Below are 26,360 nucleotides of genomic sequence, written 5' to 3'. Positions count from 1 at the left end.
GAAATGTTCAGAGGGCAGAGCCCGAGCCACCGGCCGTAGCCCGACCGAAGGCGGGGCACTGCATGGTCGGGTCGGTTGCCGGGGAGATCGGTGTGGGCATCGGGAAGGCCGCCTCGATATGGGCGGCGGCCCTGAGCGCGCGACGCTCGGCGAACGGGGCGGTGATCAGCTGGACCCCGATGGGAAGACCTTCGACCGAGACGCCCGCCGGGACCGTCACCGCGGGCAGGGCCAGGTAGTTCGCGGCGATCGTGAGGCGGTGCGCCGCATACATGGTCGCGACCTGTGCGGTGCCGCCGAGGTCGTAGTCGACCGGCCAAGGCAGTTCGGTCGAGACGGGGCCGAGCACGACGGGGTGCTCCGCGAGGAACCGGGACCAGGCCGCGCGGCGGGTGAGGCGCTCACCCAACGCGGTCATGTAGCCTGCCAGGTCCAGCGGCGGGAACAGGTTGATCGCCGCGTCCACGAAGGTGTTGAGCCCGGCGCTGCCGAAGCGTCGCATGGCCTCGCGGCGCTGCACCACCACTTCGGTGGACACCAGTCGGCCATAGTCGGCCGCCACGTCTCCCAGGTGCGGCGGATCCAGTTCGGCCACTGGATATCCCGCTTGTTCGAGGGCCTCGGCGCAGCGGAGCACCGCGGACCGCACCTGCGGATCGATATCGTCGCCGAGGGTGATCGCGACCGCGGGCGGGGTGGCGTCCGTCGCGTCCGGCACCGGAATCCATCCCGGATCGCGTACGTCGGCGCTGTCTCTCAGCACCTCGAACACCGTCGTCAGATCACGCACGGTACGCGCCAAGGGGCCGGGCGAGGCGAACAGTTGGTTCGTCGGCGCGGGTGCGGGCCCGGGCAGGCTGGACGCCACCGCCACCCGGCCGGGGGTGGTGCGCAGGGAGGCGACCCCGCAGAACGCGGCGGGCACCCGCAGCGAACCGCCGAAGTCGGTGCCCAGGCCCAGGGGCGTCATGCCCGTCGCCACCGCGGCCGCGTCGCCACCGCTGGAACCGCCCGGGCTGCGTGTCGGGTACCACGGATTCACCGTCGGGCCCGCCGCGTCGTTGTCGGTGTGCCAGCGAGTGGCGAAGTCCGGCATGTTGGTTCGCCCGATGACTATCGCCCCGGCTCGCCGCAGCGCGGCCACCGCGGGTGCGTCCGCGGTCGCGATGGACTGTCCGAAGCCCGCGACGCCCCAGGTGGTCGGGCTGCCCGCGACATCGAGGTTGTTCTTGACGGTGACCGGAACCCCGTGCAGTGGCCCGGTCGGGGCACTGCGGTCTGCCGCGTCGGCCTCCGTGCGCGCGGTGTCGGCGAAGATTGTAGTGAGCGCACCGATTTCAGAATCGACCTGCGCGATGCGCTCGAGGTGCGCCTCGACGACCTGGGACGCGGTGACCGCGCCCGCAGCGATCAGCGCCGCGAGCGAGACCGCATCGTGCGTCCAGAGGGCGTCGTGACTGGTGCTCACGGTGCCTCCTGCTCAGCGAATACCGCTGCGGTGCGCACGGTTCGGCTGGCTTCGACGGCTTTGCCGAGAGCGATGAAGAAAACGATCAGCCCGGCGGTCAGCAAAATGTGGCCCAGACCGGCGACCAGCGCGATGGCTTCGTTGCTGTTCTTGCCGAGCACGGTGAGGGTTCCGTGCAGCGTCATGACCGCGATCGTGATGGCCAGGCCGGTGTTGTACAGCCAGAAGAACCAGGCGAACAGGCTCTTCCAGGCGCTGAGCGTGAACTGCTTCTCCACAGCCAGCACGATGAGGAAGAACAGCATCCCCAGCGCCAGCACATGGGTGTGCACGACACCGAGCTGCGTCTGCCCGGTGAAATGTTCGATCTTGGTGATCTCGCGGTAGTACAGCCCCGAGAACACGCCGATGATCATGTAGATGTGGGCGGTGGTGACCAGCGTCTTCATCGGGCGCTCACCGGTTCTCATGTCGCAGCACCAGCACGCCGCTGGTGGCCACCATCGCGGCGGTGAGACCGTGCACCGACAGGGCGGTCGCGGTCGAGCCGCGGCGATGGTGGCCACCTGGTCGGCGGGAACCACGCACGGAACCAATGGATTCCGTGTTCGAGGGGACGGGCATGTGCACTCCTGGATCGGTGGGATTCGCGTCCCGAGCATCCAGTGCGGCCCGTACCGTCCGCTGACAGTCGTTGTCAGCGAACGGTACGCAGCAGTTCGAGCACCGCCTCGTCCGGAAGTCGAGCGCCCGCGAGGAACTCCGCGCCCAGGCGCGCCGCGCCGAGCGCCGCCTCCGCTTGGTCGAGTGCGCGCCGCCGGAACGGGCCGATGCGGATCACTCCGGCCCGCCGGTTGATCCGGTCGGTGGCGCCGAGAATCCGCGCCGCGCTGCCCGGAGCGTCCTTCGCCAGCGCGACCAGGGCATAACCGATTCCGATCTCGGCCAGCAGCGCAGCCGAGGATTGGGCGGCCAGATCGCGGGGCACCGCCAGCTCCCGCAGCGCGTCGTCCGGCCGACCGGCCGCGACCAGGGCCGCCGCGTGGGCGGTGGTCACGAAGACCAGGTTCACGAAGCGGACGGTGTCATGGCGGCCCGCGGGCGGCGGGCCGATGGGGAGCGGATACTCGGCCATGCGCCGGTACAGCTCTATCGCACCGTCGTCGTCGCCGCGCAGATGCGCCAGGTGCGCCTGCATCGCGGTCAGGAAGCGCCCGGGCGCGGGAATGATGTGCGGCGTGATCACGGCTTCGGCCCGATCGATGTAGGCCGCCGCGGCATCCGCGTCGCCACCGACCAGGTACATGTCGGCGGTGAACAGCAGCACGCCCATGCGCTCGCCGGCGCCCAGATCGGGGCTCAGTAGGTCCAGCGCGCTCGCGATCAGGGGGCGAGCGCTGTCCAGGCCGAGCATCCGGGTCCGGTAGCTGGCCAGGGAGATCAGGGCGCGGCTGTGGGACCGGGCGTCGCCGTGCGCGCTCAGGCAGGCCAGGGCCGCCTCCAGGGTCGGTAGCGCGCGGGCCGGATGGTCGCCGCCGAGTTCATCGAAACCCTTGGCGATCAGCGCATTTCCGCGCAACCACGGATCGTCGGAGGTGGTGCACGCGGCCAGCAGGCGGTCATCCTCGCCGAGCAGGTCACGCAGCGCCAGGATCAAGACGAACATCGGGTGCGGGGGCCGGTCCTCGGTGAGGGCCGCGCGGGTCAGGCGCTCGAATTCCCCGGTGTGCTCCCGGATTTGACCCCACCAGATGTTGGTGAAGTATGCCGGCACGTCCTCCGCGTACCGGCAGGCCAGGTAGGCCCCGGTGCAGCCCGGCGGTGGAGTGTCGCCGAGCAGGGCGAGGACCTCGCGGCGGCGTTCGGAGATGTCCGCGTGCAATCCGCGCAGCAGCCAGTACCAGACGAGATTCGCGAACAGGCGAACCGCGCGCTCGCCGTCGCCGACCTCCAGGGCCCAGCGCAGAGCGGCCTCACCATTGCCGTGTTCGGCGATCAGGCGCGCGAGCCAATCCGGTTGCGCGGTCGTGCGCAATCCACGCGCGGCGGCGTCCGTGAATTCCAGGAAGTAGTCGGCATGGATGCGGGCGACCGCGTCCGCCTCGCCGCCCGCGGTCAGTTCGGCGGTCGCATAGGCTCGGATGGTCTCGGCCATTCGATAGCGCTGCCCATCGAAGTCCACCAGCGACTTCGCCACCAGCGAGGAGACCGTGTCGATGGCGTCGGGACCACACACGCCGATGACGGCGTCCAAGGTCGCACCACCCGCGAAGAGGGAGAAGCGCCGCGCCGCGGTGGCCTCCGCATCGGTGAGCAGCTCCCAGCTCCAGGCGACCGCCGCGTGCAGGGTGCGATGGCGCGCGACCGCGTGACGAGTGCTGTTGGTGAGCAGCCGGAATCGATCGGTGAGCCGTGCCTCGAGCTCCGGTAGCGGCAGGCTCCGAAGGCGAGCGGCGGCCAGTTCGATGGCCAGCGGCATGCCATCGAGTTCGCGCACGATGGCCCGGATACCGGCCGAATTGCCTTCGGACAAAACGAAATCCGGAAGCGCCGCCGTGGCGCGGTCGATGAACAAACGGACCGCAGGTGATGCGACGGCCGCGGGGAAATCGGCATCGGCTTCAGGCAGATCCAAGGTCCGGACCGGATACAGCCGCTCGCCGTCCACGCCGATCGGTTCCCGGCTCGTGGCGAGCACCCGCAGCAGGGGCAGCCGCTGCAAGAGATCGTCGATCAGACGGGCGGCTGCCTCTACGACATGCTCGCAGTTGTCGAGTACCAGCAGTATTCGACGGCCGGACAGCGTCCGTTCCAGTACGTCGGCCCACTCCGTGGACAGCTCGTCGGGTCGCTCGAATTGGGTCAGGGCATTCGCTATCGCCACTCCGACCGCTGTCACAGCCGACCGGTCGGCTCGTTCGCGCTCGAGTGCGGCCAGTTCGACGAAGGCGTAACCATCCGCCCAATCCACGGCGTGCGCCCCGACCGTCTCGGCCGCGAGTCGGGTCTTCCCCACGCCCCCGGAACCTGACAGCGTCACCAGCCGATTCCCGCGCAGCGCCAGCCGCACCCCTTCCACATCGTGGCCGCGTCCAACGAAACTGGTGTGCCGCCGGGGCAGCGACGCGGCGATCTTCGATGTACCACCGGTGCTGGATACTTCCGCGACTCCCGTCGAATTCGAGCCCGATTTCGTCTCGATGGCAGGTTCGGCGACCACGCGATCCCGAGGCGCGGTGGTATGGATCTCAGACAAAGCCGAGCGCAGCACCTCGGCAGGCGCGGTGCCGAGTTCTTCTCGCAGCAAAGACTCAATGCGCTGAAACTGCTGCACCGCCTCAGATGTTCGTCCCGCTGACGCCAATGCCCGCACCAGTCGCGCGGCCAGCGTCTCACGGTAGGGATGCGCCACCACCTCCGCGTGGAGCTCACGCAGCGCCTCACCGCCGCGACCCGAGGCTCGCAAAGCGTCCGCCCACAGTTCGATTGCGTCCAGCCGCTGCTCGGTCAATCGCAGTGCCGCAGCACGCAATACCTCCGACTCCCCCACATCGGTGAACGGTTCCCCCCGCCACAACGCCAACGCGGCATCAAAGCGCGCGACTGCCGCTTCGGCCTCCGCAGCCGCAAGCAACGCCCGCCCCGCCTCCACCTCACGAGCGAACCGATGCGCATCGACATCCTCGGGCGCAAGCTCGAGCACATACCCGCCCCCATCACTCCGCACCACACCCGGCATCGTCGCCCGCAACCGACTCGCCAAGGTCTGCAACGCATTCCCCGTCCCCGCAGGCGGATCCTCCCCCCACACCCCATCCACCAGTCGCGCCGCCGGCACCACCCGCCCAGCCTCCAACGCCAGCAACCCCAGCAACGCCCGCACCCGAGGCCCCCCGACCGACGCCCGCGCCCCGTCCGCAGCCTCCACCATCACCGGACCCAACAGCCCTACCAGCATGAATCACCCATCGCACAATCGATCCTGCGTGGCATCGAGCCTCACGTCAAACCGCACCAGGTTGAGCACCGCGAACCGTCAGCGGCGTGAACGGATGGCCAGCACTTTCAGGTGGTCCTGCGCGGAATCATCGATCGGTGCCGGGCGCGATGGTCAGGCAGAGGGGATGGCCCGAAGGATCGATAAGCACCCGCCAGCGTTCGGGGGCGGGCTGGAAGTCGGGTTTGGTTGCACCGCAGTCGATGGCTGCCCGCTCTGCGGCGTCGAGATCGGTGACGAACAGATCGAGGTGCATTTGCTTGGGTACCGCATTGTTCGGCCAGTCCGGTGGCCTGTGGTCGGCCACATGCTCGATCGTCAACGTCACCTTCGAGCCCTGCAGCACGACCAACTCGTCTGATTCGTAGCGCAGGTCGAAATCCAGTAGTGCGCGGTAGAACACCGCGAGTCCACGTGGATCGCGGCTGTCGAGTGCGATCGCACCGAACCTGGCAATTGCAGTCATAGCTCCCCCGAGGCTTCCGGCCCAGCCTCTCGCTGGGACCGCTCCACCTCTATCGGTATCACAGACGAGCACCGGACTGACTGTCACAGAGGAAGGGCCGACTCTTCGCTCTTCGGGTCGGGATAGTGTTCGACCGTGGGAACGGGACTGGACGCCGTCGGCTGGCTGGAAGCGACGCAGAGGTCATACGACACCGTCGCGACTGCCTACGCGGACCTCACCCGTCACCTCTTGGACGAAACACCCGAAGAACGCTCAGCTTTGGCGTCGTTCGCCGAACGAGTACGCGCCCAGGGCGGCGGCCTGGTCGCAGACGTGGGCTGCGGGGCGGGGCGGATTACCGCCCACCTACGACAACTGGACATCGACGCATTCGGAATCGACCTCTCAGCCGGGATGATCGAAGCGGCCCGCCGTGATCACCCCGGCCTCCGATTCGAAGTCGGCTCCATGACGAACCTCGCCCTCCCGGACGCCTCGATAGCGGGCCTGGTCGCGTGGTACTCACTGATTCACATCCCCGACGACGAGATCGGTTCCGTCTTAGACCAATTCCAGCGAGTGCTTCGCCCAGGCGGACCACTACTACTCGGCTTCCACGTCGGAGACGACTCGCAATTGAAAACCCAGGGCTACGGCGGACACCCCATGCATCTCCATGTCCACCGTCGCCAGCACAGCCGAATGCGCAGGTGGCTCGACGATGCCGGCTTCGTCGTAGAGGCCGACAAGACTCTGACCTCGGCCGAAAGCCCACTCGGCGGGATCATCCTCGCGCACCGCAAGATCGGCGACCCCGAAAACTAAATCTCCGCCGGATCTCTCTCAGTCAGGAGCCCCCAGCTAGACGCGCTCGCGGTGTCCCGCATTCGGCCACTTGCGGACGTCCTGCGCCACGCCAAGTTCCAGCTGCAGACGGCCGTGCCGGGCCGGTTTGGTCAGCGGGTATGCGGCAGAAGCGGACGTTCATGCGAGGCTCGAAGTCATACCAACCGCGGAAGCCACGGGACTGCGTTGTGGGCAAAGCTCTGCTTGACTGGTATCAGACCGGCGTGATCGTCCAACGCCATCATCGTGACCCCGACCAGTCCGGCTTCGTCCCCTTTGGATGCCACGGTCGACCCGCACATCGGGCAGAACCCTCGGCATATCTGCGGGAAAGTCTCGAACCAAGTCGGCTCCCCACCTGGCCCGGTCCATTCGAATCCATCTTCCGGGAAGGACACCCAGGACATCACCGGCGCGCCTGAAAGCCGCTGGCAGTGCGCACACGAGCACAAATGCGGGAAGTCGGGGTCGCCGGTCGCGGAAAACCGGACATTGCCGCAGAGACAGCCGCCATTCATCGTCTGTGACACGACGCGAATCCTAGCCAACCACACCGACAATCAGCCCACCGCCGACTGCGGTAGACGCATCAACTCGGCAGATCAGTGCGTTCGCCGGCAGGCGCTGCGGCCGCCATGAATCGCGCGATCGGCGGCATGGCGGCGTGTTCGCGAAGCTGCATGGCGGCCGGCCTTCGGCGGCGGACTGGGCTGCTGCTCCATTCTCGAGTGGTTTCACGCAGTTTCCTGACTCAGAGGCACCGAAAGTGGAGCAAAAGCCCAGCTCCGTGGCCGGTCCCGCCGACGACTGCCAGCGCTGGCCGGTCCGGCCAGCGCGGAACGCGGCATGTCAGTGAGTGGTCGCCCCGCTGGTAGGTTTGATGGGATTCTGCCGAGGGGGATGATGGCTGGGAAACCTGTCACGGCGCTGTATGACTATCAACTGGCGATGCTTCACCCGATGTGTCGGAGCGCCCCTGCCCAGGCGGCAGAGTTGCTTCGTCGAATCGGCGCGACCCGCATCGATACCGCGATCGCGCAGAAGCGTTGGTTCTACGGCGAGGCGACCAACAACTTCAGGTCGATCGACGAGTACGTAACAGCTTGGGGCGCAGCGACTTCGGGGTGGAGTGAACATCATGACGGCCGTGAGATCCGATATGCGCGGTGGGATCTGTCGTTCTGGTCAGGATTGCAGGTCGAGTTCATGGAACTTCACCGTGGACACAACATGGTCAGGCGACTGCTTCGCAGACCCGAGCTACCACCGCCGCGGATCGACTCCGTCGCCGATCTGACTCCCTGGTCGTGCACGTCCGGAGAGTTACGAGATTCCAGCGTGGGACCAGTCGAGTACGTCGACGGATTCGGTGCGGCGGGAGACGTAGTCACCTTCACCGCAACCGATCCCGACACCGGATGTTCGCAGCGCTATTTCGCCCATATCGACTGGGGACTGCTGCAGTCCGTCGAACCGGCACCGGACTGGTACGTCGACGGGTAACAGAACACTCAGTGCGTCAACGCAGTGCGGGGTGGGTGAGGTCGAGCCTCAGGTGGTTTCGCCAGTTGTTCGTGAGAACGGCGGTCATGCCTTCGTAGTGCACGCCGATGAACGGGTTCGCATCGAACATGGGGGCGACCCACTGCAACGAGCCGGCGGAGTTCACCCGTGCGATGTAGCCGTTGTTACCCCTCGCTGCGTAGCCGCCGCCTGTCATCAGTATCGAAAGGAATGGGCTGCCCGGCATCCGGGTGATAAGCGCCAGGACCGTCGAGGTCCAACTCCAAGCCGGTGTCGTCCGGCCGGTAGATGCCGTCACAGAGCGGTACTAGGCCTGCGTCCCACAGGCGTGCGACCAATCCCATTCAGATACCCCATCTGGATTCGTACATGCGTAAATATGGCTGCCTACACACTGCGAGGCACGGTTGAGCCGGAGTTGGCGGCCGTCATTCGGTGACCAATGAAGAGCGGATGGTGGGCCATTCGGTGGCGAGGATGGAGTAGTAGGCGGAGTCTCGGACTGTGGCGTCGGGGTCGGAGAAATCGGCTCGGAGGATGCCGTCGAGGGTTGCGCCGAGGGATTCGATTGCACGGCGGGAGCGGGTGTTGCGGACGTCGGTGCGGAAGCGGACTCGGTGGACTTGCCAGTCGGTGAAGGCGTAGTCCAGGAGGAGGATTTTGGCTTCGCGGTTGGCGCCGGTGCGTTGCCTCGACGTCAACCGGGACATGGGCTGCGTGTAGGAGGTGCGGTTCTCGGCGGCCGCGGCCGCCAGAGGTGCCACATCATCGAGGGATAGCTCGGTCAGTTCAACGAGCTTTCCCGACAGAATCGACGCCATGACTACCCCCGAATAATCGCTTCCCCAACGGCTTTCGCCATGGCGGTGACACTACAACGCCAAGACGTTCCGCCAAGCCCTCGTGCACGAACACCGCATGTCGGCGTACGAATGCGCTTCAGCGCTCGATGCACGCAGAGCTGCCGGGTTGGCCAGAGTTCTGGGATCTCTCGCGTGGCCGCAGACCTTCGAAGACGGTGGTTATCGCGCGGTGGCGGCGGGCCGTGTCCCAGCCGTAGTGTTCGGCGGCGGCGCTCAAGCCGTATAGGGCCATCAGAAGATCCGGCAGCTCGATGTCCGCTCGTACAGTGCCGCCGGCCTGGTCGGCGGCCAGTAACTGGGAAAGCACTGCTCGCAGGTCCGCGGCGAGGGCTTCGAGGGCTGCGGGTTTGTCGGCGCCGGGCGCAGTGTCCGTAGCCTGGAGGTGCTTTTTCACCGTGGCCTCGGCCACGATCCAGTCCACGACTTGAAACAATGCCTCCGGCGAATCGGTATGGGCGGCAAGCGTTCGCGCCCTGTCGACCAGCCGCCGCATACGTTCGGCGACGATCGCTTCGACAAGATCCTTCTTGGTCGGGAAGTGCCGATACACAGTGCCGACCCCTACTCCCGCGGCGCGTGCCACTTCCTCGACGGGCACCTCGACTCCCTGTGCCGCGAAGACCGACTCGGCCACCTCCAGTACCCGCGCTCGATTACGCCGGGCATCGGCGCGCAGCACTCGCTCGCCCGTCACGACGAAGATCCGTTGACAAACGGAATCCATATTCCGTATTTTCTAATCGGAATCATGATTCCGATTCTATCGGGGAGGGCACGATGCACTACAGAACACTGGGCAAATCCGGACTGAAGGTCTCACCGATCAGCCTGGGCGCCATGAACTTCGGAGACTCGGTCTACTTCGCCGGCTGCGACCGGACCGAGGCACGGCGCATCATCGATCGATTCCTATCCTCGGGACACAACCTGATCGACACCGCCGACGGCTACACCTCCGGCGAATCCGAGCAGATCATCGGTGACGCCCTGCGTGGCCGCCGTGACCGGGTGGTGGTCTCGACGAAAGCGTTTCTGCCCCAGGGTGACGGCCCCAACCAGCGCGGGTTGTCACGGGCACATCTGACCCACGCGCTCGAGGCGAGTCTGCGCCGGTTGAACACCGACTACATCGACATCTACTACTGCCACCAATGGGATCCAGACACCCCGATCGAGGAGACCATGGCGACCCTGGACGGTTTCATCCGATCGGGAAAGGTCCGCTACCTGGGCTGCTCCAACTTCACCGCCGCACAGATCGTCGAATCGCAATGGGCCGCACAGCGCGTCGGCGGCACCGCGTTCACCGCGCTGCAGGCCCAGTACTCGCTGATCGCGCGCACCATCGAAGCCGAGATACTCCCGGCCTGCCACCGTCACGGACTGGGCGTCACCGCCTGGAGTCCGCTGGGGTCGGGCGTGCTCACCGGCCGCTACCGTGACACAGTCGCGGAGGGCGATAGCCGACTCGGTCGGCTACTGGCCTCACCCGCGCCGATGGCCCAACGCTGGGCCGGCGATCTGCTCACCGACCACAACCTCAGCATCGCCAACGAAGTGGCGCGTGCCGCAACCGAATTGGACACGATCGCGGCAGCCGTCGCATTGGCGTGGGTAGCCGGTCGGCCGGACATCACCTCAACCCTGATCGGCCCTCGCACCATCGAGCAGCTCGATGAAAATCTCACCGAGATCGACTTGCCGACCGAACTCACCGAACGTCTCGATGCGCTGTCCGCGCCCGCCAACGAACCGGTCAACGGCATGTTCACCAGCGCAGCCTGATCTCGATTCGCATCGCTGATGCGCCATCTGCCGCTGCGAGAACACCGCCTTTCGATGCCGCGAGTTACCTACGGGGCCGATCTCGGCGGCGACGCTTCATGTACCAGGTGACACGGTTCTTACCGTTATGGCGCGGGGGCGGTCAGGCGGGTGGTTAGGAAGGAGAGGATTTCGTCTCGGGCTTGGAGGGTGGGGTGGCCGGGTTCGTCTACGAGGTGGGCGGTTACGACGCTGTGGGGGGTTTGGACTACTTGGGCGAAGAAGGGGGGTGGGGTTGGGTTGGCTTGGGTGGCGGGGAGGACTCGGGCGTCGAAGCGGTCGCCCAGGAGGGAGTGGTAGGCGGTGAATCGGGCTGCTGTGCACCATTTGTCGCCTTCGAAGCGGTAGCCGAGGGCTCGGAGGTCGTCGCGTTCGAAGCGGGCGGCGATCGCGGCGGCGTCGGCTGGGGAGAGTTCGAGGGCGGCGGGGTCGTCGAAGGGGAGGGAGGGGTGGTTGATCACGGGGGCTATGACGGCGGGGTCGAGGGTCATTGTGAGGGCGAAGTTTCCGGTCAGGCAGAGGCCGATGGCGCCTACTCCGGGGCCGCCGCATTGTTGGTGGGCTTGGCGGGCGAGGCCGCGGAGCCAGCTGACGATGGGGCTGGTGCCGGTTCCGGCGAGGACTCGGAATTCGGCGCTCACACAGATGTGGTTGTAGACGCGCTTGCCCAGTTCGACGGTGGGGTAGGCGCCGTCCACGCCGAAGAGGGAGGGCATGTGGACGGTGAAGCCGGCGTCTCGGATCCAGCGGGCGAAGCGGGCTACGTCGGGGCTGATGCCGGGCATTTCGGGCATGAGGATGACGGCGGGGCCGGATCCGGCGACGTGGACGATCTTGGTGATGTCGTCGACGGTTACTGCGCGTGGGGTGAAGTCGTCGAGGGGGTCGTGGTCCATGAGGAGGAAGGTAGGGCGTGCGGGCGGGCTGTCACATAGGCTGGATCGCCAGGTATGAGGGTGATCTGGCCATCGGATCGGGAGGTGTGGTGTGACGCGGTTGCGGGTGGGGGTGCTGGCGTACGACGGGTGCTTCGCGTCGCATGTGTACTCGGTGCCGGATCTGCTGACGATCGCGGCACAGGTCGCGCCGGCGGGGCAGGCGCCGGAGATCGTGGTGATGTCGCCGCGGCGGCAGGTGGTGGCGGCGGGTGGGCTGCGGGTCGCGGTGTCGGCGCTGCGCGAGGTGGATGTGTTGATCGTGCCGGGGTTCGACACGGGGTCTGGCGCGGCGTTCGCGGGTGTGCGGTCGCGATTGGTGCCGGAGATCGCCGCGATTCAGCGGTTTCGCGCGCAGGGGACGAAGGTGGTTTCGATCTGCGTCGGGGCGTTCCTGTTGGCCGAGGCCGGGCTGCTCGGTGGTCGCGAGGCGACCACTTCGTGGCTGTACACGCATGATCTGGCGGAGGCGTACCCGGATGTCAGTGTCGTGGCCGAGCGCACGGTGGTGGTCGCCGAGGCCGAAGTGATCACCACTGCCGCGTTCAGCGCGATGTACGACCTGGCGTTGACGCTGGTGCGTGAACACCACGGAGATCGGGTGGCGCGGACGACCGCGAGGCTGACGCTGCTCGATGACACTCGGACTCAGCAAACGCCCTACGTCGATCCAGCACTCGTTCCCGCCCGCCGCGGTGGCCAGCTGTCGCGAGAGGTGACGCGGTACCTGGATCGAAATCTCGACCAGCGCTACGACTTGGACGCCCTGGCCGCGGTCATCGGGGTCAGCCCGCGGACACTGCTGCGCCGCTTCACCAGCGAAACGCAGCAGACGCCTTTGGAATACCTTCAGCGCGCCAGGGTGCGTCGGGCCGGCCTGCTCCTGGAGGAAACCGACCATTCGGTGGCGCGGATCAGCCATCTCGTCGGTTATCGAGATGCAGCGACCTTCGCCAAACTCTTCCGACGGCACACCGGGTGCGCGCCCGGCGAGTACAGAACCGCTTTCCAGCGCTCGGCTACCAGCGCACCGGCAACGCCGTGAGCCCACCGGTGAAGATGTCGTCGCGTTCGGTCAGGGTGGCCGGGTCCACCGCGAAGGTGAGCGTCGGGAAACGAGTTACCAACTGCGAGAACGCTATTTGGAGCTCGAGCCGGGCCAGCGGCGCGCCGAGGCAGTAGCGGGGGCCGTAGCCGAACATGAAGTGGGCCGATTCCTGACGGGTGATGTCGACCCGGTCCGGGTGGGTGAAGGTGGTGCGGTCGTGGTTGGCGGAGGCCACGCCGAGCAGGACGAGATCGCCGGGCGCGATGTCGGTGTCGCCAACGGCGAGGGCGTGGCGGGCGTAGCGGGGCAGACTGCTGGCGTTGCAGGCGCGCAGGAGTTCCTCGGCGGCGGAGGCGACCAGGTCGGGGCGCTCGTGCAGGAGCTGGAACTGGGCGGGGTTCTCGAGCAGCATGCGGATGCCGACGCCGATCTGGACGGCAGAGGTTTCGTGGCCGGCGAACAGGAGAACCATGGCGTGCGTGGCGATCTCGTCGTCGGTGACGCCGTCGACGGCGCACAGGCGCGACACCACGTCGTCGCCGGGGTCGCGGCGTTTGCGGCCGACCAGGTGCAGGCAGTAGGCGAACAGTTCGGCGACGCCCTGTTCGACCTTGGCGCGGTCGGCGACATTGCCGACGGCGTCGACCCAGTCCCGGAAGCGGTTGCGGTCCACGTAGGGGACGCCGAGCAGTTCGCAGATGACCAGCAGCGGAAGCGGAAGCGCCAGAGCGGCTTGCAGGTCGGCGGGCGGGCCCTGGTCCTCCATGGCGTCGAGGAGTTCGGTGGTGAGTTGTTCCACGCGTGGGCGCAGTTCCCGCATGCGTTTGGGTGAGAAGTGTGGTTGCAGCAGGGTGCGCATGCGGGCGTGGTCGTCGAGTTCGGTGTCGAAGTTGCCGATCGGGCCGCCGGAGAACGCCGACTCCCCCAGGCGCGCCGCGGTGTCCGGGGTGCGGTGCGAACGGCCCAGGCGCGGGTCGGTGAACAGGTCGCGGACCAGGTCGTAGCCGGTGGCCAGCCAGGCGGAATCGCCGGTGGGGGTGGTGGTGCGGGTGATGCCGGAGCCGACGACGCCAGTCACCGGGCAGACCGACGGGGTCGTGTCGCGCGCGGTGCCGTCGGCGGGCAGGGGTTCGGCGGGGGTGGTTGTCATCGGTGGTGTCCTCGGGTGCGTTCAGAAAGGTGTGGTGTTGAAGGGTTTCCGCGTGGTGGCGAAGGCGCGGTCGAGCGCGTCGGCGGCACCGGCGGTGAGTGACCGCACGCGGCCCGCGCGCTCGAACTCGCTGATGGAGTGGGTGCCGAAGTAGGCGGTGGTGAGCTCGAGCGGCCCGATGCGGACGTCGGCGGCAGCGCCTTCGGCGGGCGTCCAGGTGCCGTTGCCGCCGGTGATGTCGAGCCGGTAGGTCCCGGCGCTCAACCCCCACGGATCGGCTACCTCGATGACGCCGTGGAAGTCCGCCCGGAACTCTCGTGCGCCGATCGCCTTGGGCAGATTGAGGATCCACGTCGACAGCCCGGCGTCGACGCCGGTCACCGCCGCCGCGCGGGCATCCTCGAGCAACAGCGGGGTGGGGTCGTCGATGGCGGTGTCGAGCAGGATTCGGGCGTACTCGCCTTGTCCGAGCAGGCAGCGCAGCAGCTCGCGATGAGCGGGAACAGTGAGCGCGCAGAAGTCGCGCACATGCACGGTGTCTCCGGCGAGTTCGTAGACGACATAGCCGTCGGCGTGCGTCAGGACGAACGCCCGCGGGTTCAACGCGCTGGGCCACCAGGACTCCGCGCGATCCAGCGCCCCGGGCGTGGCCTGCTGCCATCGGGCGTAGAGCCGACGCAACTCCCCCATCGATTCGATGTACAAGGACTCCCGCACCCGACCCGAATCCGGTTCGGCCGCCCGGAGTTTCGCCCGCCCACGGTCGATCCGCAGATGCCGCGTGTGGGTGGTGACGCCGACATACGCATAACTGCCGCCGGGCCCGGGCATGGCCGCGAACACGTCGGCTTCGGTCTCCATGGCGATGGCCATCAGCTCGGCCTGCACCTTGGCGTAGATTCCGCGCTTCTGATGGGTGGTGGCGACCATGCCCTGCGCGCAGGCCGCGACGGTCAGCTGTGCCCCGCCCGGCGCGGTCACCGTGGTGCGAATGATGGCCGCGGTCCCCACGATGCGCGGCTCCCCGGCCTCGGTGACGTCTTCCACCACGGCGATGTCCTCGAGCCGGAACTGCCGTTTCCACGCCTCGAAATCGTGGGTCTTCACGCCCCCGAACGCGCGGTCGTAGCGTCCGCGCAGCGCCTCCCAATCGGATTCGGCGGCGCGGCGGGTGCGGATCCCGTCGATGGTGCGGCTCTGCCAGTCGGCCATGAGTTCCGAGGTCATGCCAGGCCTTTCGGGTCGAGGGCGGCGGCGTGGGTGCGTACCTTGTCCAGCGCGGTGAGGATGTCGTCGATGTCGGCGCGCTCGCCCAGCAGCACGCTGTGGTGCATGAGCAGGGTGTGGTCGCGGTAGTGGTCGGCGCCGGTGAAGTCGCGGCCGGTGGCGCGGTCGACGGCCTCGGCCCAGCGCCGCGCGAAGCGGGGCTTGGTCTGCGGGCGCAGCAGGGCGCTGCGGTGCAGCGGATCGCGGGGCGGGTAGACCTTCGTTCCGAGTTCGGCTGTGAGCGCTGCCGCCACCTGATCGACGGTCGCGAGACCGAAAGCACCGGGTTGCAGCCGGATTCCGTATTCGTAGATGGCGCGCCGATCCACCGCCGCGGGGACGGGGATGCGTGCCAAGCCGGGAATGTCGGGCAGTCCGGCTTCCAGATCCTTGGCCCTGGCCTCACGCAGCGCGTGCTGGTCGTCGAGGCGTGGCAACTGGTCGAGCAGGAGTCCCGCGGTGAGTTCGGACATGCAGTAGTTCGCGCCCATGACGGTGGCCTGTTCGACGAGTTCGAACTCCCCTGCACCGGGCGCGTCCTGCGCGTATGCGCGAGAGTCGGCGCGCAGCATGAGCATTCGCTCGTACAGGTCGTGGCGGTCGGTGATCGCGGCCCCGGCTTCGCCCGCGGCCAGTGGCTTGGCCGCGCCGAGGCTGAACACCCCGATCGCCCCGAAGGTCCCGACCGCGCGCCCGGCCCACCGGGTGCCGTGGGCCTGCGAGCAGTCCTCGATCAGCGCGAGTCTCTCGTCACCGGCGACCGCCGCGATGTCGTCGAGTTCGGCCGCCGTGCAGGCCAGATGGACCACGATGACCGCCCGGGTGCGCGCCGAGACGACCGCGCGCAGTTCATCACCGGTCAGGCAGCCGGTATCGGGATCGACATCGGCGAGCACCGGGACCGCGCCCACACGCAGTACCGCCGTCGCGGGAGCGACCCAGGTCATGGCGGGTACCACCACCTCGTCCCCGGGCCCGATCCCCAGCGCCTCCAACGCGATCACCAGCGCGCTGGACCCGTGGTCCACGCTGACCCCGTAGGCCGCGTCGTTGTAGCGGGCGAACGCCTCACCGAACAGCCGCTCGCGGGACTTGCCGCCGCGCGGGCTGTACCAGGTCACCGACCAGCGCGAGGAGTGCAGCGCGGCAAGCAGTTCCGCCGCGGTCCGATTGTCGTATTGCGGCCAGCGCGGCCAGGTCCGTCCCCCGCGGACCGCCGCACCCCCGTGCAGTGCGAGCATCGCGGGCCTACCCGACCACGACCGGCGCGGAGGCCCGCGCGACGACATCGAGCGCGGCCCGGATCTCCGACACCTCGACCGGCACCAGCGGCAGGTCGCCGGTGAGCGCCGGGCGACCCAGCGACCGCAGCAGCACGAACGGCACCGTGCCCGGCCGCGGCGGCAGGTACCCCTTCTTGTTGTCGTCGGCGATCACCGCGAGCACATCGTCGACGCTCACCGACGCGGGCAGCGCCGGCTCCACGCCCAGCCCGGTGACGATCTCGTAGTGGACGCTCACCTCGTCATCGGACAGCCACCCGCGCGCGTGCGAGATATGCGCGGCCACCAGCATTCCCAGCGCAATCGCCGCGCCGTGCGGAAGTCCGGCGACCCCGCGTACCCGGTGATCGCAGATCTCGATGGCGTGCCCGGTGGTGTGCCCGTATTCGAGGACCAGCCCGGCGCGGCGCTCGAAGGTGTCCGACCGGGTGACCGCGGATTTCGCGGCGATGCTCGCGTCCAGCAACCACAGCAGCGAATGCGGGCTGCTCAATTCGCCCGCCGCGATGACCCGCCGCAATCCGTCCAGCGCGGACGGCTGGATCGCGAGGCAATTCTTCGCCATTTCGCACAGCCCCGAACGCAATTCCCGATCGGGCAGGCTGGTGAACAGTTCGACGTCGGTGAATACCACTTCGGGCGCGTAATAGGTGCCGATGTGATTCTTCCCGACCCCGGAGTTGATCGCCTGCTTGAGCGACAGCACCGAATCCATGGCCGCGATGGTGGTGGTCGGCACGTGCACCAATCGCACGCCCCGGAACAGCAGGTTCGCCATCAGCCCGGCCAGATTGCCGGGTACCCCGCCGCCGAAGGACACCACCACCGAACGCCGCGTGATACCCGCCCGCAACGCGGTCTCCAGATGGCCCGACAGGCAGGTCAGCGTCTTCATGGATTCGCCGGAGGGATGCGAGAGGATCAGCGCGGGAATGGATCCGGCCAGGGTGTCGAGGTGGTGACGGTAGCGGGCGCGGACGTCGTCGTCGGTGACGATCACCAGTTTGTCGGGTCCCAGGGCGGTGATCGCCGCACCGATCTCGGCGACGCAGTCGCGGCCGAAATAGTAGGGAAACGATTGTTCGCCGATCACTATCGTGCGCGACCGTAGACCCGATTCGTCGCGCGACAATGAAGTATTGGCCATTTCCGGTGCCGCTCCTCGCTATTGGCCGATCCCCCATCGACTCCCTTGCCGGCGCCATTGCCGACCCTCGCACGGCAAATATCGAATGCGCGCTCCCCACTTGGCAACCGCTGGGATTCCCCAGTCAGGTGCAAGGGAATTCACGAGTACCACTGTGCGAAACACGGTGTTGCGCCGCCACCACCGCCGGTGGTACTGGCGCCTCCGGCCACCCCGGGTCGTCGTTCCATGCGGCCCGGGCCGGTGCCGCCCCCTAGGCTGGGGGCAGATGACCGTGTGCGAAGGGATGCCGTTGGCCGACAACGAATTCGGGCTGCCGACCGTCGAGGTGCTGCGCGCGCCCACGCTGGCGGAGTTCGTGCGCGAACGCCGGGCGCGGGCCAGTACGCGCTATCCGGCGGGGCTGACCCGTAAGCAGCTGGCCGAGGCCACCCATGCCAGTCTGGGCTACATCGCCAAGATCGAGCAGGGTGAGGCGCTCAATCCAGGTCCGGCCATTCTGGATTCGCTGGCCGTGGTGCTCGAGCTCGACACGGCCGAACGCGTGCACCTGTATCACCTGGCCCAGCAGCGCCCGTCGGCGTCGTCGGCGCGGGCATTGCGTCACGGTGACACGGCGGCCGCCGCGGTGCGCACCACGCTCGACGCCCTGCTGCCGCATCTGGCCGCCGCGATCGACGACGCCTGGAATGTGGTGGCCTGCAACAGCGCCTTCGACGAGGCGCTGCCGGGACTGGCGTGCCGGGGGCACGTGCTGCGCTGGATGTTCACCGATCCGCGGGCGCGCATCGTGCTCGAGGAGTGGGAGCGCGAGGCGCGGTTGATGGTCGGGCGCTTCCGCGCCTACGCGGCCGGGGCGCCGGTCAGCGGCGACCTCGACGGGCTGCTGCGGGAATTGGGCGAGCAGTACGACTTCCGGCGGCTGTGGAACGAGGGGCACGTGCACATCGGCCGCCAGGACCCCACCTTCACGCTGCGGAACCCCCGCACCGCCACCGTGTTCGACGTGCGGGTGCAGCGCTACCGCGCGACCGCCCCCGGGCCGGCGCACCAGTTGTTCATCGGACTGCTCGAGCCGTGATCAGACGGGCACGCCCGCGAGGAACCCGCGCAGCAGCGCGTTGACTTCGTCGGGATGGGTGAGTGAGGGGGTCATGGCGGCCCCGGCGATGGTGTGCACCGGCACCGGATTGCCCAGGGCCGCGGCCAGTTCCTCGACCTGCTCGGCGCTGATCGCCTGATCGGCCAGCCCGCGCAGCACCAGCGCCGGGCACCGGATCTCGCCGAGCAGCTCGATCACGGTGTCCCGGTTGACCAGGCATTCCCCGGACAGCCGGATCCGGTCGCGGGGCGCGGCGGCCCACTTGTCCCGCCAGGGCTGCTGCTCTTCGACGCTGCCGCCGACCATGAGCGAGCCCACCATCTTGATCGTGGGCCCCGGGGTGGCGCTGCTCGTCCACTGCTCGAGCACCTCCCGGTACCCGGCGCGGCGTTGCGCGGTCATGGCGGTGCCGCTGCAGCCGACCACGATCAGACCCGCGACCCGCGGCTGCGCCAGCAGCGCCATACGCAGGGCCGTGAACCCGCCGTGCCCGACGCCGCCCACCACAACCCGGTCCAGACCCAGTTCGTCCACCACCGCCCAGGCGTCGCGGGCGAGATCCCAATAGCTGAACGGGGTGTCGTCGTCCTCGGTCTCGCCGTGCCCGCGCGAATCGATGGCGATGATCCGATAGTCGGGCGCGAGCGCCTCGATCTGGGGTGCGAACATCGCCTGATCCATGAACAGCCCGTGCCCGAGCACCACCGCCGGACCCGGCCCGCCGGTATCGGTGTAGTGGATCTTCACCGATCCTCTGCTCGCAAACGGCATTCCGAAACTCCTTCAGTTCACCCTGCAGGAATCGCTCACCGTACAGCAGATTCCACACCGGGTGACCGTCCTTGCGAGATCCGTCACGCAGCCCGCTCCGCCGGGCCTCTCACCACGAATGATGTTCTGCCCGTAGAAAATACGGCTAGACGCGGGGCTCCAGCAGATACTCGACCAGAGTGATCAGCGCCTGCAGGCAGGGGTTGCGGTCGCGGGCGTCCAGACGCAGCAGCGGGGTGTCCGGATCCAGGTCGAGGGCCTCCCGGATCTCCTCGAGCGAGTGGCGGGGCGCTCCGTCGAAGTCGTTGACGGCCACCGCGTACGGCACGCCGCGCTCCTCCAGGATCGACAGCGCCTCGTCGGCCTTGTCCAGGCGGCGGGTGTCCACCAGCACCAGCGCGCCCAGCGCGCCGATGGCCAGGTCCTCCCAGATGGGCACGAACCGGCGCTGGCCGGGCGTGCCGAAGAGATACAGGGCCAAGCGGGGATTGAGGGTGATACGGCCGAAGTCCATGGCCACCGTGGTGGTGGTCTTGCCCGGCAACCCGGCCATATCGTCGACGCCGACGCTGGCCTCGGTGATCGTCTCCTCGGTGCGCAGCGGCCGGATCTCGGACACACTGCCTACGAACGTGGTCTTCCCGACGCCGAAGTTCCCCGCCACCAGCAACTTCACGGTGCGGGTGACGGTCTCCGGCACATAGTCGACGACGCGCTCATGCGGAGAGAGCGCGGAGTCCATGGAGTACCTCCTCCAAGAGGGCTTGTCCCGGTAGCGCTTCCACCGGGGCAGGGTGGGCCAGATGGCCACTGTCGAGCAGATCGGCTACCAGGATCTTCACCACCGACGGCGGCAGATCCAGGTAGGCCGCCAGCTCGGCGGGAGTCAGCACGCCGCGCCGAGCGATCTGCAGGATGCGGCGAGCGTCCGGGGACGCACCGGGTGGCGGATCGGTTACCGCGACAACCAGACTGACCAGATCCAGCGCCCGACTCGGACGCGATCGGCCACCGGTGCGCACGTACGCCCGGACCAGGTCGGGATCGCGCCGTGGCCGGCTCATGACCGCGGCAGATCCACTCTGGTCCGCTGCGTACTGCCGAGCTCACGCCCGACCCGCCCGGCCAGTTCGTTCATCCGGTGCGCGATCAGGCTGACGTCCACGTCCTGGGTGGTCGAGACCCCCAACAGCGCACCGGCTCCGGCGGCGGTGATGAAGATCATCCCGTCGGCGTATTCGGTCATGTTCTGGCGCACCGAGTTCCCGGGCGAGCCGCCGCAGAATTCGGCGAGCGCCTTGCCCAGGGCCCGCAGACCCGACGCCGCGGCGGCGAACCGCTCGGCATCGTCGATGCTGACGCCGCTGGTGTGGGCGATGCGTAGGCCGTCCTCGGACAGCAGCACGGCGAACCGGACACCGGGGGCCTCGAGATCCTCGAGCAGCCAGGCCAGCCGGTTGGTATCACTCACTGCCGTCGCGGGCGTACCGGTCACGATGTCATCCCTTCGGAGTGCTCGTACGCGGCCGCACGGCCGCGCTGGGAGCCGCTGTGCCAGGCAGCGGCGATATCGGGACGCGCGGGGGCGGTGGGGTCCGCGGCGTCCGGGCCGGCGGTGGCAGCCAGGGCCACCGTCGCGGAGCGGCGGCGCCGTCGAGGCAGGCCGCCGGAGGTCAGTTCCTGGGGTGCGACCGAATCCATGGCCACCACAGTAGGTTCGGGGTCGGGCGCGGGGAGCCGGGTGGGTGCGGCCACCGGGGCGGGAGGCGCCACGGTCATCGGCACCGGGGCGGGCGCGGGCACCGCGGCCGGGGCGGTCAGCTGCGCGGCGGCCGGTGCGGCCAGCAGGGATTCGGGGATGAACACCATGGCACGCATACCGCCGTACATGTTCGGGCCGTCGATGTAGACCGAGAACCCGTAGCGGCGCGCCAGCGCGGCCACACCGGGGAAGCCGACGCGCGGCGTCGGGCCCAGCGCGTGGATGTCGACGACCTGGTCGCCGGCCAGCACGCGGCGGGTCTCCTCGAGCTGTTCGGGGTTCATCCGGACGCCGGCGTCATCGACGATGACGGTGACCCCGTGGTGGCCCTCCTGGAACCCGATGTCCACGAACGAGGTCGGCGGCGAGTAGCGCAGCGCGTTGTCCAGCAGCGTCGCGATGGTGTGCACCAGCGGCTCGACCACACGGCTCACCACCGGGCGGTCCAGCTCGCCCGAACGCACCCGGGTGTAGTCGCGCACGCGGCCGGTGGCCCCGCCCACGACGTCGGTGAGGGACTGCTGCGGCCAGCGGCGGCCGGGCAGACCACCACAGACGATCACGTAGGACTGCGCCTGACGGATCATCTGCTGCACGGAATGGTCGATGCGGGTGAGCGTCTCGAAGGTCTCGTCATTGCGGTGGCGGCGCAGCGCGGCGCTCACCACCTGGCTGACGTCGGCGCCCAGGCTCACCACGGACGCGCCGAACGCTCGCACGGCCGCGGAGGTGGCGTCGCGGGCGGCGCCTTCCACCTGCGCACGAGCGCTGTCGGCGGCGTCGGCGACCGCGGCGCGGGCGCTCTCGCTCGATTGCGCGACCGAGACCCGGGCGGCCTCCTCGGCCTGGGCGATGGCCAGCTGCGCCATCTCCTCGACCTGGGCGATCGCGGTCTCACGGGAGGATTCGGCCTCGGCGAGGGCGAGCTGGGTCTCGTTGGCGCGTTCGCGCGCGACCCGCTCGGCGGTCTCGGTGGCGACCTTCTGCAGCTCCTCGCCGCAGCGGGCGGTCCACTGCCACACCAGCTCCGCGATACGCGACTGTTCGAGCACCACCGGCAGGTTCACGGTCGGGTTATCGGGGTCCGAGCGGCGCACCGCCGCACCGATGGCGGGCACGACATTCTCGGTCAGATTCGCGATCATGGCCTCGACCGCGGCCTCGCGATCAGACTGCTCCTCGCGCACGGCCGCGACACGCCCACGTTCGGCGCGCACGGCGCGCCACAGGAATACCACCCCTACCACCGCGAGCACGAGAGCGGCGGCGAGGACCCAGGAAAGCAGCACGGCGTTGTCTTGATTCATCAATTCTCTTGTCGTCCGGCCGATCCTGAAATCGGCGGAGCCACCATAGCAGAATCGTCTGTGTCCCCGAACCTTTCGGTATCTCCGAGCAAACCGCCGACCGGAGTCCATGCAGCTCATCGCATTTCAGCGCACTCTTGCAGGCCGAGGGCTCGCTGCGTGAGCACCCGCCGATCCGGGTCGCCGAACCCGAGGTCTGAACCCCGAATTCTGGACACTCGACCATCAAGGTGGGCGTCGACCTCGGGCGCCGCGCCCGGCACCGCTCGGATGCCCCGCCGACGGCCGCGCGCGAGCCCACCCGGCTCAGCTATTCCCCCGCTTCACCTCGGCGGACGCGTTCCAGCGGGCGGCCAAGACCTTTCATCGATCCGCTGATTGGCGGGGCTCGCGCGGAGCTGCGAGCATGACGGCATGCGAATGCAGCGGCTCGGGGACGGCGTGACGGTGTCGGCGATCGGTCTGGGGTGCATGGGCTTCTCCCAGGGATACGGCGCGGCCGACGACGCCGAGTCGACCGCGGCCATCCGGGCGGCGTACGAGGCGGGCATCACGGTGTTCGATACGGCGATGAGTTACGGGCTCGGGCACAACGAGCGGCTGGTCGGGCAGGCGCTGGCCGAGACCGACGCGCTGGTGGCGACGAAGTTCGGGATCGTGCGCACCGACGCGGGGGTCGGGCTCGACGGCAAGCCGGAGAACGTGCGGGGGTATTGCGAGGCGTCGCTCGCGCGGCTCGGGCGCGAGGTCATCGACGTGTACTACCTGCACCGGGTCGATCCGCAGGTGCCGGTCGCCGAAACCGTGGGGGCGATGGCCGAATTGGTGAGTGCCGGGAAGGTGCGGCACCTGGGCATCTCGGAGGCGTCGCCCGAGCAGCTGCGGGCGGCGGTCGCCGTCGCGCCGATCGCGGCGGTGCAGTTCGAATGGTCGATGCTGTGGCGCGAGCCCGAGCGCGACATCGTTCCGGTGGCGCGGGAACTCGGGGTGGGGCTGGTGCCCTACAGCCCGCTGGGTCGCGGCCTGCTCACCGCCACACTCGATGCCGGCACGGCCGCCGACGCCGATTTCCGCCGTCACGACCCCCGCTTCCAGGGCGAACACCTCGACGAGAATCTCGCACAGGTGGCAGCGTTGCGCGAGATGGCCGCGCGGCTGGGCATTTCGGCGGGCCAGCTGGCGCTGGCGTGGCTGCTGGCGCAGGGACCCGATGTGATGCCGATCCCGGGCAGCCGCCGGGCGGCGCGGATTCTGGAGAACGCCGCGGCGGCCGCGGTCGAGCTCGGGGCCGAGGAGCTCGCCGTGCTCGAGAAGCTGGTGCCGGCCGACGGATGGTCCGGCGACCGCACCTCGTTCGCGGTCCCCTCGACCACGCGCGGAGCCTAGACGCCGCGGACGGCCGGGCGGTACAGCAGGGTGATCAGGCTGGAACCGGCCAGGCCGCCGAGGATCTGGGCCGCGGTGAACGCGGGCACCGAGGACGGGGCGATGCCGGTGAACGAATCCGACAGCATGCGCCCCAGGGTGAGCGCGGGATTCGCGAACGATCCCGAACTGGTGAACCAGATGGCCGAGCCGAGGTAGGCGGCCACGGCGGCGGCGCTCGCTCCGCGTCCGAGCCGGGCGGCCGCGAAGCCGATCGCGACCAGTCCGGCGGCGGCGAGGATTTCGCCGAGCAGGTGGCCGCCGGTGACGCGTTGCTGGGTCGCGAGTTGCAGCGGAGACCGGTCGAACATGGTGTTGGCCAGCAGCGCACCGACGATCGCACCGGAGAATTGGGCGGCGACGTAGACGCCGAACGCCCGCGTGGACAGCCCCCGGCGGTCTCGGCGACCGCCCAGCCAATCCGCCAGCGACACTACCGGATTGAGGTGCGCGCCCGAGATCGGGCCGAAGATCAGGATGAGCACGGCCAGCCCCAGCGCGCTGGCGGTCGAGTTCTCGAGCAGTCGCAGCCCGAGGTCGCCGGGTGAGAGCTGGTCGGCCGCGATGCCCGAACCGATCACGACGGCGGCGAGGGCGGCGGTGCCGGAGAACTCGGCCACCGCGCGACGCCCGAGCGGCAGCGGACCCGCGTCGGGGACGGCGCGGTAGGCGGCGAGGACGGGCGGTTCGGGGGTCGGCACCCGGTCACAGTGCCAGACCAGGGCTTTCCGAAGCCGGGCTCAGCACAAGATATTTCGTATATACCGCCGCCGGGCTATTCGAGGCCGCCCGCGCCCACCTCCGGCAGGCCCTCGGTGAGGCGTAGCCGTTCGGCCATGGTGATGAGCAGGTGCTGGGACTCCTCGCTCAGATCGACGGCGGCGATGGCGAGTCCACGCAGGCCGGGGAACTGCAGGCGGGCGAGCAGGTCCAGGTCGTGGCCGCGCGGGACGGGGTGGGCGGCGGTCGCGAAATGGTCGGGGCGGACGCGGAAGTAGCGGGCCAGGGCGGCGATGGTCTCGCGGGAGGGGTTGGTGCGCGCGCCCGAGCGCAGCTGGCTCAGGTACGGCTTGGAGATGGGGTGGCCCCAGGCGGTGAGCTGGGCGGCGACCGCGGAGTTGGTGTGCGGGCGTCCGCCGGGGGCGGGCATGGCGTCGAAGAGCTCGTTGATCCGGGCCGCGAATCCGGTGACGGCCGATGGGATCGGTTCGGGTGTGCTGCGCCGGGTCGGGGTGCGATGCGGGATGCGGGCGTAGAGACGGTGCAGGGCGGGGTCATTGAGGGAGGAGCGTTCGAGCAGGTCTGCGATGCGCAGCACGGGGTCGGGGGTGTGATCGGGGCTCATTCGGCCACCTCCTGGCCGTCGAGGCCGGTCATCCAATCATGGTCACTGCGTAGTCCGGCCCAGCGCACTTCGACGGCCGGGACCGACGGGAACGCGAAGAGCTGCGCGATCTCGCGGGCGCTCAGGCCCATCGCCTTGCCCCACGCGAGCGCGCGGTCGCGGTCGCTCAGGCCCTCCAGGCGGCTGCGGAACGCCAGGCGGGAGACGACGGATCCGGCGACGTCCTCGGCGGCGGCCAGGACCTCGGACAGCTCGGGGCCGTCCGCGCTCACCACCGCCACCGTCGACGCGGGCTGGTACCGGTAGAGATCGCCGCCGCGGCGGCTGCGGCGGAAGTGCTCGACGAAGGCGCGCACGCACGCGCCGAGGAAGTAGCCGCCCAGACTCTGTCCGCTGTCGGCGTCCCAGCCGTCACCGTCCCGGGCGGCGCGGCGGAAGCGTTCGAGGGCGCGGGTGATGGTCTCGCGCACGAAGTCCTCGGCGAAGCGGGTCTCCACCAGCAGCCGCTCCTGCGCGGTCGGACGCAAGGGCATTCCCTCGCGTTCGGCGACAGCGAAAATCCAGCCGCTGCGTACCCACGGCCCCAGGACGGCCAATGCGTGGCGAACCAGACTGTCCGCCAACGGCTTCCAGGCCGGTCCCTCGAATCCGGCCTTCCGAACCAGCTCGATTAGCTCGTATTCGGCCGCGGATCTCTCTGGATCGGTCATGTTTCAGGTGTCCTCCGCCCTGCACCTCCAGATCGCTGACGAACACGTTATAGGGACGGCAAACAAACCGCATTTCTTTCAGCTAATGCTCAGTAAGCGGGGGTGTGTAAATCATTCCTTGACAGCGGAATTCGCGTCA

At 68.7% G+C, this 26,360-nt stretch carries 28 protein-coding genes; 6 read left to right on the top strand and 22 right to left on the bottom strand.

Going from position 1 to position 26,360, the window contains the following annotated elements; all coding sequences use genetic code 11:
* Nucleotides 1-7: 7 nt before the first annotated feature.
* From ACQP06_RS17510 to ACQP06_RS17490, 5 genes are all read right to left on the bottom strand, one after another.
* Complete coding sequence (locus ACQP06_RS17510) at nucleotides 8-1,468, bottom strand: amidase (RefSeq protein WP_433673180.1); 1,461 nt, start codon at nucleotides 1,466-1,468, stop codon at nucleotides 8-10.
* On the bottom strand, nucleotides 1,465-1,938 hold the full coding sequence (locus tag ACQP06_RS17505; RefSeq protein WP_379275541.1) for a DUF2871 domain-containing protein: 474 nt from the start codon (nucleotides 1,936-1,938) through the stop codon (nucleotides 1,465-1,467). Before ACQP06_RS17505 ends, ACQP06_RS17510 begins: the two co-directional genes overlap by 4 nt.
* A complete protein-coding gene (locus ACQP06_RS17500) occupies nucleotides 1,925-2,092 on the bottom strand; it encodes a hypothetical protein (RefSeq protein WP_433673179.1) in 168 nt (55 codons plus the stop codon). The genes ACQP06_RS17505 and ACQP06_RS17500 overlap by 14 nt, the downstream gene beginning before the upstream one ends.
* 73 nt (nucleotides 2,093-2,165) lie before the next feature.
* Nucleotides 2,166-5,426 (bottom strand): AfsR/SARP family transcriptional regulator, encoded by a 3,261-nt coding sequence (locus ACQP06_RS17495; protein ID WP_433673178.1) that lies wholly within the window; start codon nucleotides 5,424-5,426, stop codon nucleotides 2,166-2,168.
* A gap of 127 nt (nucleotides 5,427-5,553) precedes the next feature.
* Nucleotides 5,554-5,931 carry a VOC family protein gene (locus ACQP06_RS17490; protein ID WP_433673177.1) on the bottom strand — a complete coding sequence of 126 codons (378 nt, stop codon included), beginning with the start codon at nucleotides 5,929-5,931 and terminating at the stop codon, nucleotides 5,554-5,556.
* 135 nt (nucleotides 5,932-6,066) lie between these two features.
* Here ACQP06_RS17490 and ACQP06_RS17485 point away from each other — a divergent pair, with 135 nt between their 5' ends.
* Entirely contained in the window at nucleotides 6,067-6,738 is a 672-nt protein-coding gene (locus ACQP06_RS17485; RefSeq protein WP_433673176.1) for a class I SAM-dependent methyltransferase, read from the top strand.
* Nucleotides 6,739-6,914: 176 nt separating this feature from the next.
* On the opposite strand, the gene ACQP06_RS17480 is transcribed toward ACQP06_RS17485, so the two are convergent.
* Nucleotides 6,915-7,277, bottom strand: a complete 363-nt coding sequence (locus ACQP06_RS17480; protein ID WP_379275556.1) for a GFA family protein — start codon at nucleotides 7,275-7,277, stop codon at nucleotides 6,915-6,917.
* 385 nt (nucleotides 7,278-7,662) lie between these two features.
* Between ACQP06_RS17480 and ACQP06_RS17475 the strand changes: the two genes are divergently transcribed.
* Entirely contained in the window at nucleotides 7,663-8,262 is a 600-nt protein-coding gene (locus ACQP06_RS17475; protein ID WP_433673175.1) for a hypothetical protein, read from the top strand.
* A 16-nt stretch (nucleotides 8,263-8,278) separates the two neighbouring features.
* Here ACQP06_RS17475 and ACQP06_RS17470 read toward each other — a convergent pair whose 3' ends face one another.
* From ACQP06_RS17470 to ACQP06_RS17460, 3 genes are all read right to left on the bottom strand, one after another.
* Nucleotides 8,279-8,581: a hypothetical protein gene (locus ACQP06_RS17470; RefSeq protein WP_433673174.1), complete on the bottom strand. Its 303-nt coding sequence runs from the start codon at nucleotides 8,579-8,581 to the stop codon at nucleotides 8,279-8,281.
* Between the two features lie 130 nt (nucleotides 8,582-8,711).
* Complete coding sequence (locus tag ACQP06_RS17465) at nucleotides 8,712-9,047, bottom strand: GNAT family N-acetyltransferase (protein WP_433673173.1); 336 nt, start codon at nucleotides 9,045-9,047, stop codon at nucleotides 8,712-8,714.
* A gap of 175 nt (nucleotides 9,048-9,222) precedes the next feature.
* Complete coding sequence (locus tag ACQP06_RS17460) at nucleotides 9,223-9,870, bottom strand: TetR/AcrR family transcriptional regulator (protein ID WP_433673172.1); 648 nt, start codon at nucleotides 9,868-9,870, stop codon at nucleotides 9,223-9,225.
* Between the two features lie 53 nt (nucleotides 9,871-9,923).
* Between ACQP06_RS17460 and ACQP06_RS17455 the strand changes: the two genes are divergently transcribed.
* Complete coding sequence (locus ACQP06_RS17455) at nucleotides 9,924-10,931, top strand: aldo/keto reductase (RefSeq protein WP_433673171.1); 1,008 nt, start codon at nucleotides 9,924-9,926, stop codon at nucleotides 10,929-10,931.
* Nucleotides 10,932-11,056: 125 nt separating this feature from the next.
* Here ACQP06_RS17455 and ACQP06_RS17450 read toward each other — a convergent pair whose 3' ends face one another.
* The gene (locus ACQP06_RS17450) at nucleotides 11,057-11,866 is read right to left on the bottom strand and encodes a dienelactone hydrolase family protein (RefSeq protein WP_433673170.1); all 810 of its coding nucleotides are present in this window, start codon (nucleotides 11,864-11,866) and stop codon (nucleotides 11,057-11,059) included.
* Between the two features lie 91 nt (nucleotides 11,867-11,957).
* Here ACQP06_RS17450 and ACQP06_RS17445 point away from each other — a divergent pair, with 91 nt between their 5' ends.
* Complete coding sequence (locus ACQP06_RS17445) at nucleotides 11,958-12,950, top strand: GlxA family transcriptional regulator (RefSeq protein ID WP_433673169.1); 993 nt, start codon at nucleotides 11,958-11,960, stop codon at nucleotides 12,948-12,950.
* Here ACQP06_RS17445 and ACQP06_RS17440 read toward each other — a convergent pair.
* Genes ACQP06_RS17440 through ACQP06_RS17425 form a run of 4 tightly spaced genes read right to left on the bottom strand, consistent with a single transcriptional unit; the run spans nucleotide 12,925 to nucleotide 17,745 of the window.
* Complete coding sequence (locus ACQP06_RS17440; RefSeq protein ID WP_433673168.1) at nucleotides 12,925-14,103, bottom strand: cytochrome P450; 1,179 nt, start codon at nucleotides 14,101-14,103, stop codon at nucleotides 12,925-12,927. The genes ACQP06_RS17445 and ACQP06_RS17440 overlap by 26 nt on opposite strands.
* A 21-nt stretch (nucleotides 14,104-14,124) precedes the next feature.
* Nucleotides 14,125-15,330, bottom strand: a complete 1,206-nt coding sequence (locus ACQP06_RS17435) for a GNAT family N-acetyltransferase (protein WP_433673167.1) — start codon at nucleotides 15,328-15,330, stop codon at nucleotides 14,125-14,127.
* Nucleotides 15,327-16,610 (bottom strand): DegT/DnrJ/EryC1/StrS family aminotransferase, encoded by a 1,284-nt coding sequence (locus tag ACQP06_RS17430; RefSeq protein WP_433673166.1) that lies wholly within the window; start codon nucleotides 16,608-16,610, stop codon nucleotides 15,327-15,329. The genes ACQP06_RS17435 and ACQP06_RS17430 overlap by 4 nt, the downstream gene beginning before the upstream one ends.
* Nucleotides 16,611-16,617: 7 nt before the next feature.
* On the bottom strand, nucleotides 16,618-17,745 hold the full coding sequence (locus tag ACQP06_RS17425; RefSeq protein ID WP_433673165.1) for a 2-deoxy-scyllo-inosose synthase: 1,128 nt from the start codon (nucleotides 17,743-17,745) through the stop codon (nucleotides 16,618-16,620).
* A 322-nt stretch (nucleotides 17,746-18,067) separates the two neighbouring features.
* Between ACQP06_RS17425 and ACQP06_RS17420 the strand changes: the two genes are divergently transcribed.
* Nucleotides 18,068-18,880, top strand: coding sequence for a helix-turn-helix domain-containing protein (locus ACQP06_RS17420; RefSeq protein WP_433673164.1), 813 nt, complete (start codon nucleotides 18,068-18,070; stop codon nucleotides 18,878-18,880).
* On the opposite strand, the gene ACQP06_RS17415 is transcribed toward ACQP06_RS17420, so the two are convergent.
* The 5 genes from ACQP06_RS17415 to ACQP06_RS17395 all read right to left on the bottom strand — a co-directional run bounded on the left by ACQP06_RS17415 (nucleotide 18,881) and on the right by ACQP06_RS17395 (nucleotide 22,741).
* Nucleotides 18,881-19,672, bottom strand: coding sequence for an alpha/beta fold hydrolase (locus ACQP06_RS17415; RefSeq protein ID WP_433673163.1), 792 nt, complete (start codon nucleotides 19,670-19,672; stop codon nucleotides 18,881-18,883).
* 145 nt (nucleotides 19,673-19,817) lie between these two features.
* Complete coding sequence (locus ACQP06_RS17410) at nucleotides 19,818-20,414, bottom strand: GTP-binding protein (RefSeq protein WP_433673162.1); 597 nt, start codon at nucleotides 20,412-20,414, stop codon at nucleotides 19,818-19,820.
* Nucleotides 20,389-20,736 carry a DUF742 domain-containing protein gene (locus ACQP06_RS17405; RefSeq protein ID WP_379275510.1) on the bottom strand — a complete coding sequence of 116 codons (348 nt, stop codon included), beginning with the start codon at nucleotides 20,734-20,736 and terminating at the stop codon, nucleotides 20,389-20,391. Before ACQP06_RS17405 ends, ACQP06_RS17410 begins: the two co-directional genes overlap by 26 nt.
* The gene (locus tag ACQP06_RS17400) at nucleotides 20,733-21,167 is read right to left on the bottom strand and encodes a roadblock/LC7 domain-containing protein (RefSeq protein WP_379275509.1); all 435 of its coding nucleotides are present in this window, start codon (nucleotides 21,165-21,167) and stop codon (nucleotides 20,733-20,735) included. Before ACQP06_RS17400 ends, ACQP06_RS17405 begins: the two co-directional genes overlap by 4 nt.
* Nucleotides 21,164-22,741, bottom strand: coding sequence for a sensor histidine kinase (locus ACQP06_RS17395; protein WP_433673161.1), 1,578 nt, complete (start codon nucleotides 22,739-22,741; stop codon nucleotides 21,164-21,166). The genes ACQP06_RS17400 and ACQP06_RS17395 overlap by 4 nt, the downstream gene beginning before the upstream one ends.
* Before the next feature lie 414 nt (nucleotides 22,742-23,155).
* Here ACQP06_RS17395 and ACQP06_RS17390 point away from each other — a divergent pair, with 414 nt between their 5' ends.
* A complete protein-coding gene (locus ACQP06_RS17390) occupies nucleotides 23,156-24,127 on the top strand; it encodes an aldo/keto reductase (RefSeq protein WP_433673160.1) in 972 nt (323 codons plus the stop codon).
* On the opposite strand, the gene ACQP06_RS17385 is transcribed toward ACQP06_RS17390, so the two are convergent.
* The 3 genes from ACQP06_RS17385 to ACQP06_RS17375 all read right to left on the bottom strand — a co-directional run bounded on the left by ACQP06_RS17385 (nucleotide 24,124) and on the right by ACQP06_RS17375 (nucleotide 26,221).
* Entirely contained in the window at nucleotides 24,124-24,867 is a 744-nt protein-coding gene (locus ACQP06_RS17385) for an aquaporin (protein WP_433673159.1), read from the bottom strand. The genes ACQP06_RS17390 and ACQP06_RS17385 overlap by 4 nt on opposite strands.
* A 74-nt stretch (nucleotides 24,868-24,941) precedes the next feature.
* Nucleotides 24,942-25,316 (bottom strand): helix-turn-helix domain-containing protein, encoded by a 375-nt coding sequence (locus ACQP06_RS17380; protein ID WP_379275555.1) that lies wholly within the window; start codon nucleotides 25,314-25,316, stop codon nucleotides 24,942-24,944.
* A 191-nt stretch (nucleotides 25,317-25,507) separates the two neighbouring features.
* On the bottom strand, nucleotides 25,508-26,221 hold the full coding sequence (locus tag ACQP06_RS17375; protein WP_433673158.1) for a hypothetical protein: 714 nt from the start codon (nucleotides 26,219-26,221) through the stop codon (nucleotides 25,508-25,510).
* Nucleotides 26,222-26,360 lie beyond the last annotated feature (139 nt).

The sequence above is a fragment of the Nocardia sp. CA-136227 genome, assembly GCF_050955695.1.
Lineage (GTDB): Bacteria > Actinomycetota > Actinomycetes > Mycobacteriales > Mycobacteriaceae > Nocardia.
The sequence above is the reverse complement of the archived record's forward strand: the minus strand, read 5'-3'. Positions and strand labels throughout refer to the sequence as shown.

What these genes read in the sequence shown, in the direction of transcription:
- ACQP06_RS17390 (WP_433673160.1), top strand. Translation starts at nt 23,156, where the DNA reads ATGCGAATGCAGCGGCTCGGGGACGGCGTGACGGTGTCGGCGATCGGT.
- ACQP06_RS17380 (WP_379275555.1), bottom strand. Translation starts at nt 25,316, where the DNA reads ATGCCCGCCCCCGGCGGACGCCCGCACACCAACTCCGCGGTCGCCGCC.
- ACQP06_RS17460 (WP_433673172.1), bottom strand. Translation starts at nt 9,870, where the DNA reads ATGGATTCCGTTTGTCAACGGATCTTCGTCGTGACGGGCGAGCGAGTG.
- ACQP06_RS17440 (WP_433673168.1), bottom strand. Translation starts at nt 14,103, where the DNA reads ATGACAACCACCCCCGCCGAACCCCTGCCCGCCGACGGCACCGCGCGC.
- ACQP06_RS17495 (WP_433673178.1), bottom strand. Translation starts at nt 5,426, where the DNA reads ATGCTGGTAGGGCTGTTGGGTCCGGTGATGGTGGAGGCTGCGGACGGG.
- ACQP06_RS17430 (WP_433673166.1), bottom strand. Translation starts at nt 16,610, where the DNA reads ATGCTCGCACTGCACGGGGGTGCGGCGGTCCGCGGGGGACGGACCTGG.
- ACQP06_RS17490 (WP_433673177.1), bottom strand. Translation starts at nt 5,931, where the DNA reads ATGACTGCAATTGCCAGGTTCGGTGCGATCGCACTCGACAGCCGCGAT.
- ACQP06_RS17375 (WP_433673158.1), bottom strand. Translation starts at nt 26,221, where the DNA reads ATGACCGATCCAGAGAGATCCGCGGCCGAATACGAGCTAATCGAGCTG.
- ACQP06_RS17475 (WP_433673175.1), top strand. Translation starts at nt 7,663, where the DNA reads ATGGCTGGGAAACCTGTCACGGCGCTGTATGACTATCAACTGGCGATG.
- ACQP06_RS17450 (WP_433673170.1), bottom strand. Translation starts at nt 11,866, where the DNA reads ATGGACCACGACCCCCTCGACGACTTCACCCCACGCGCAGTAACCGTC.
- ACQP06_RS17420 (WP_433673164.1), top strand. Translation starts at nt 18,068, where the DNA reads ATGACCGTGTGCGAAGGGATGCCGTTGGCCGACAACGAATTCGGGCTG.
- ACQP06_RS17480 (WP_379275556.1), bottom strand. Translation starts at nt 7,277, where the DNA reads ATGAATGGCGGCTGTCTCTGCGGCAATGTCCGGTTTTCCGCGACCGGC.
- ACQP06_RS17435 (WP_433673167.1), bottom strand. Translation starts at nt 15,330, where the DNA reads ATGACCTCGGAACTCATGGCCGACTGGCAGAGCCGCACCATCGACGGG.
- ACQP06_RS17505 (WP_379275541.1), bottom strand. Translation starts at nt 1,938, where the DNA reads ATGAGAACCGGTGAGCGCCCGATGAAGACGCTGGTCACCACCGCCCAC.
- ACQP06_RS17500 (WP_433673179.1), bottom strand. Translation starts at nt 2,092, where the DNA reads ATGCCCGTCCCCTCGAACACGGAATCCATTGGTTCCGTGCGTGGTTCC.
- ACQP06_RS17410 (WP_433673162.1), bottom strand. Translation starts at nt 20,414, where the DNA reads ATGGACTCCGCGCTCTCTCCGCATGAGCGCGTCGTCGACTATGTGCCG.
- ACQP06_RS17395 (WP_433673161.1), bottom strand. Translation starts at nt 22,741, where the DNA reads ATGAATCAAGACAACGCCGTGCTGCTTTCCTGGGTCCTCGCCGCCGCT.
- ACQP06_RS17405 (WP_379275510.1), bottom strand. Translation starts at nt 20,736, where the DNA reads ATGAGCCGGCCACGGCGCGATCCCGACCTGGTCCGGGCGTACGTGCGC.
- ACQP06_RS17415 (WP_433673163.1), bottom strand. Translation starts at nt 19,672, where the DNA reads ATGCCGTTTGCGAGCAGAGGATCGGTGAAGATCCACTACACCGATACC.
- ACQP06_RS17455 (WP_433673171.1), top strand. Translation starts at nt 9,924, where the DNA reads ATGCACTACAGAACACTGGGCAAATCCGGACTGAAGGTCTCACCGATC.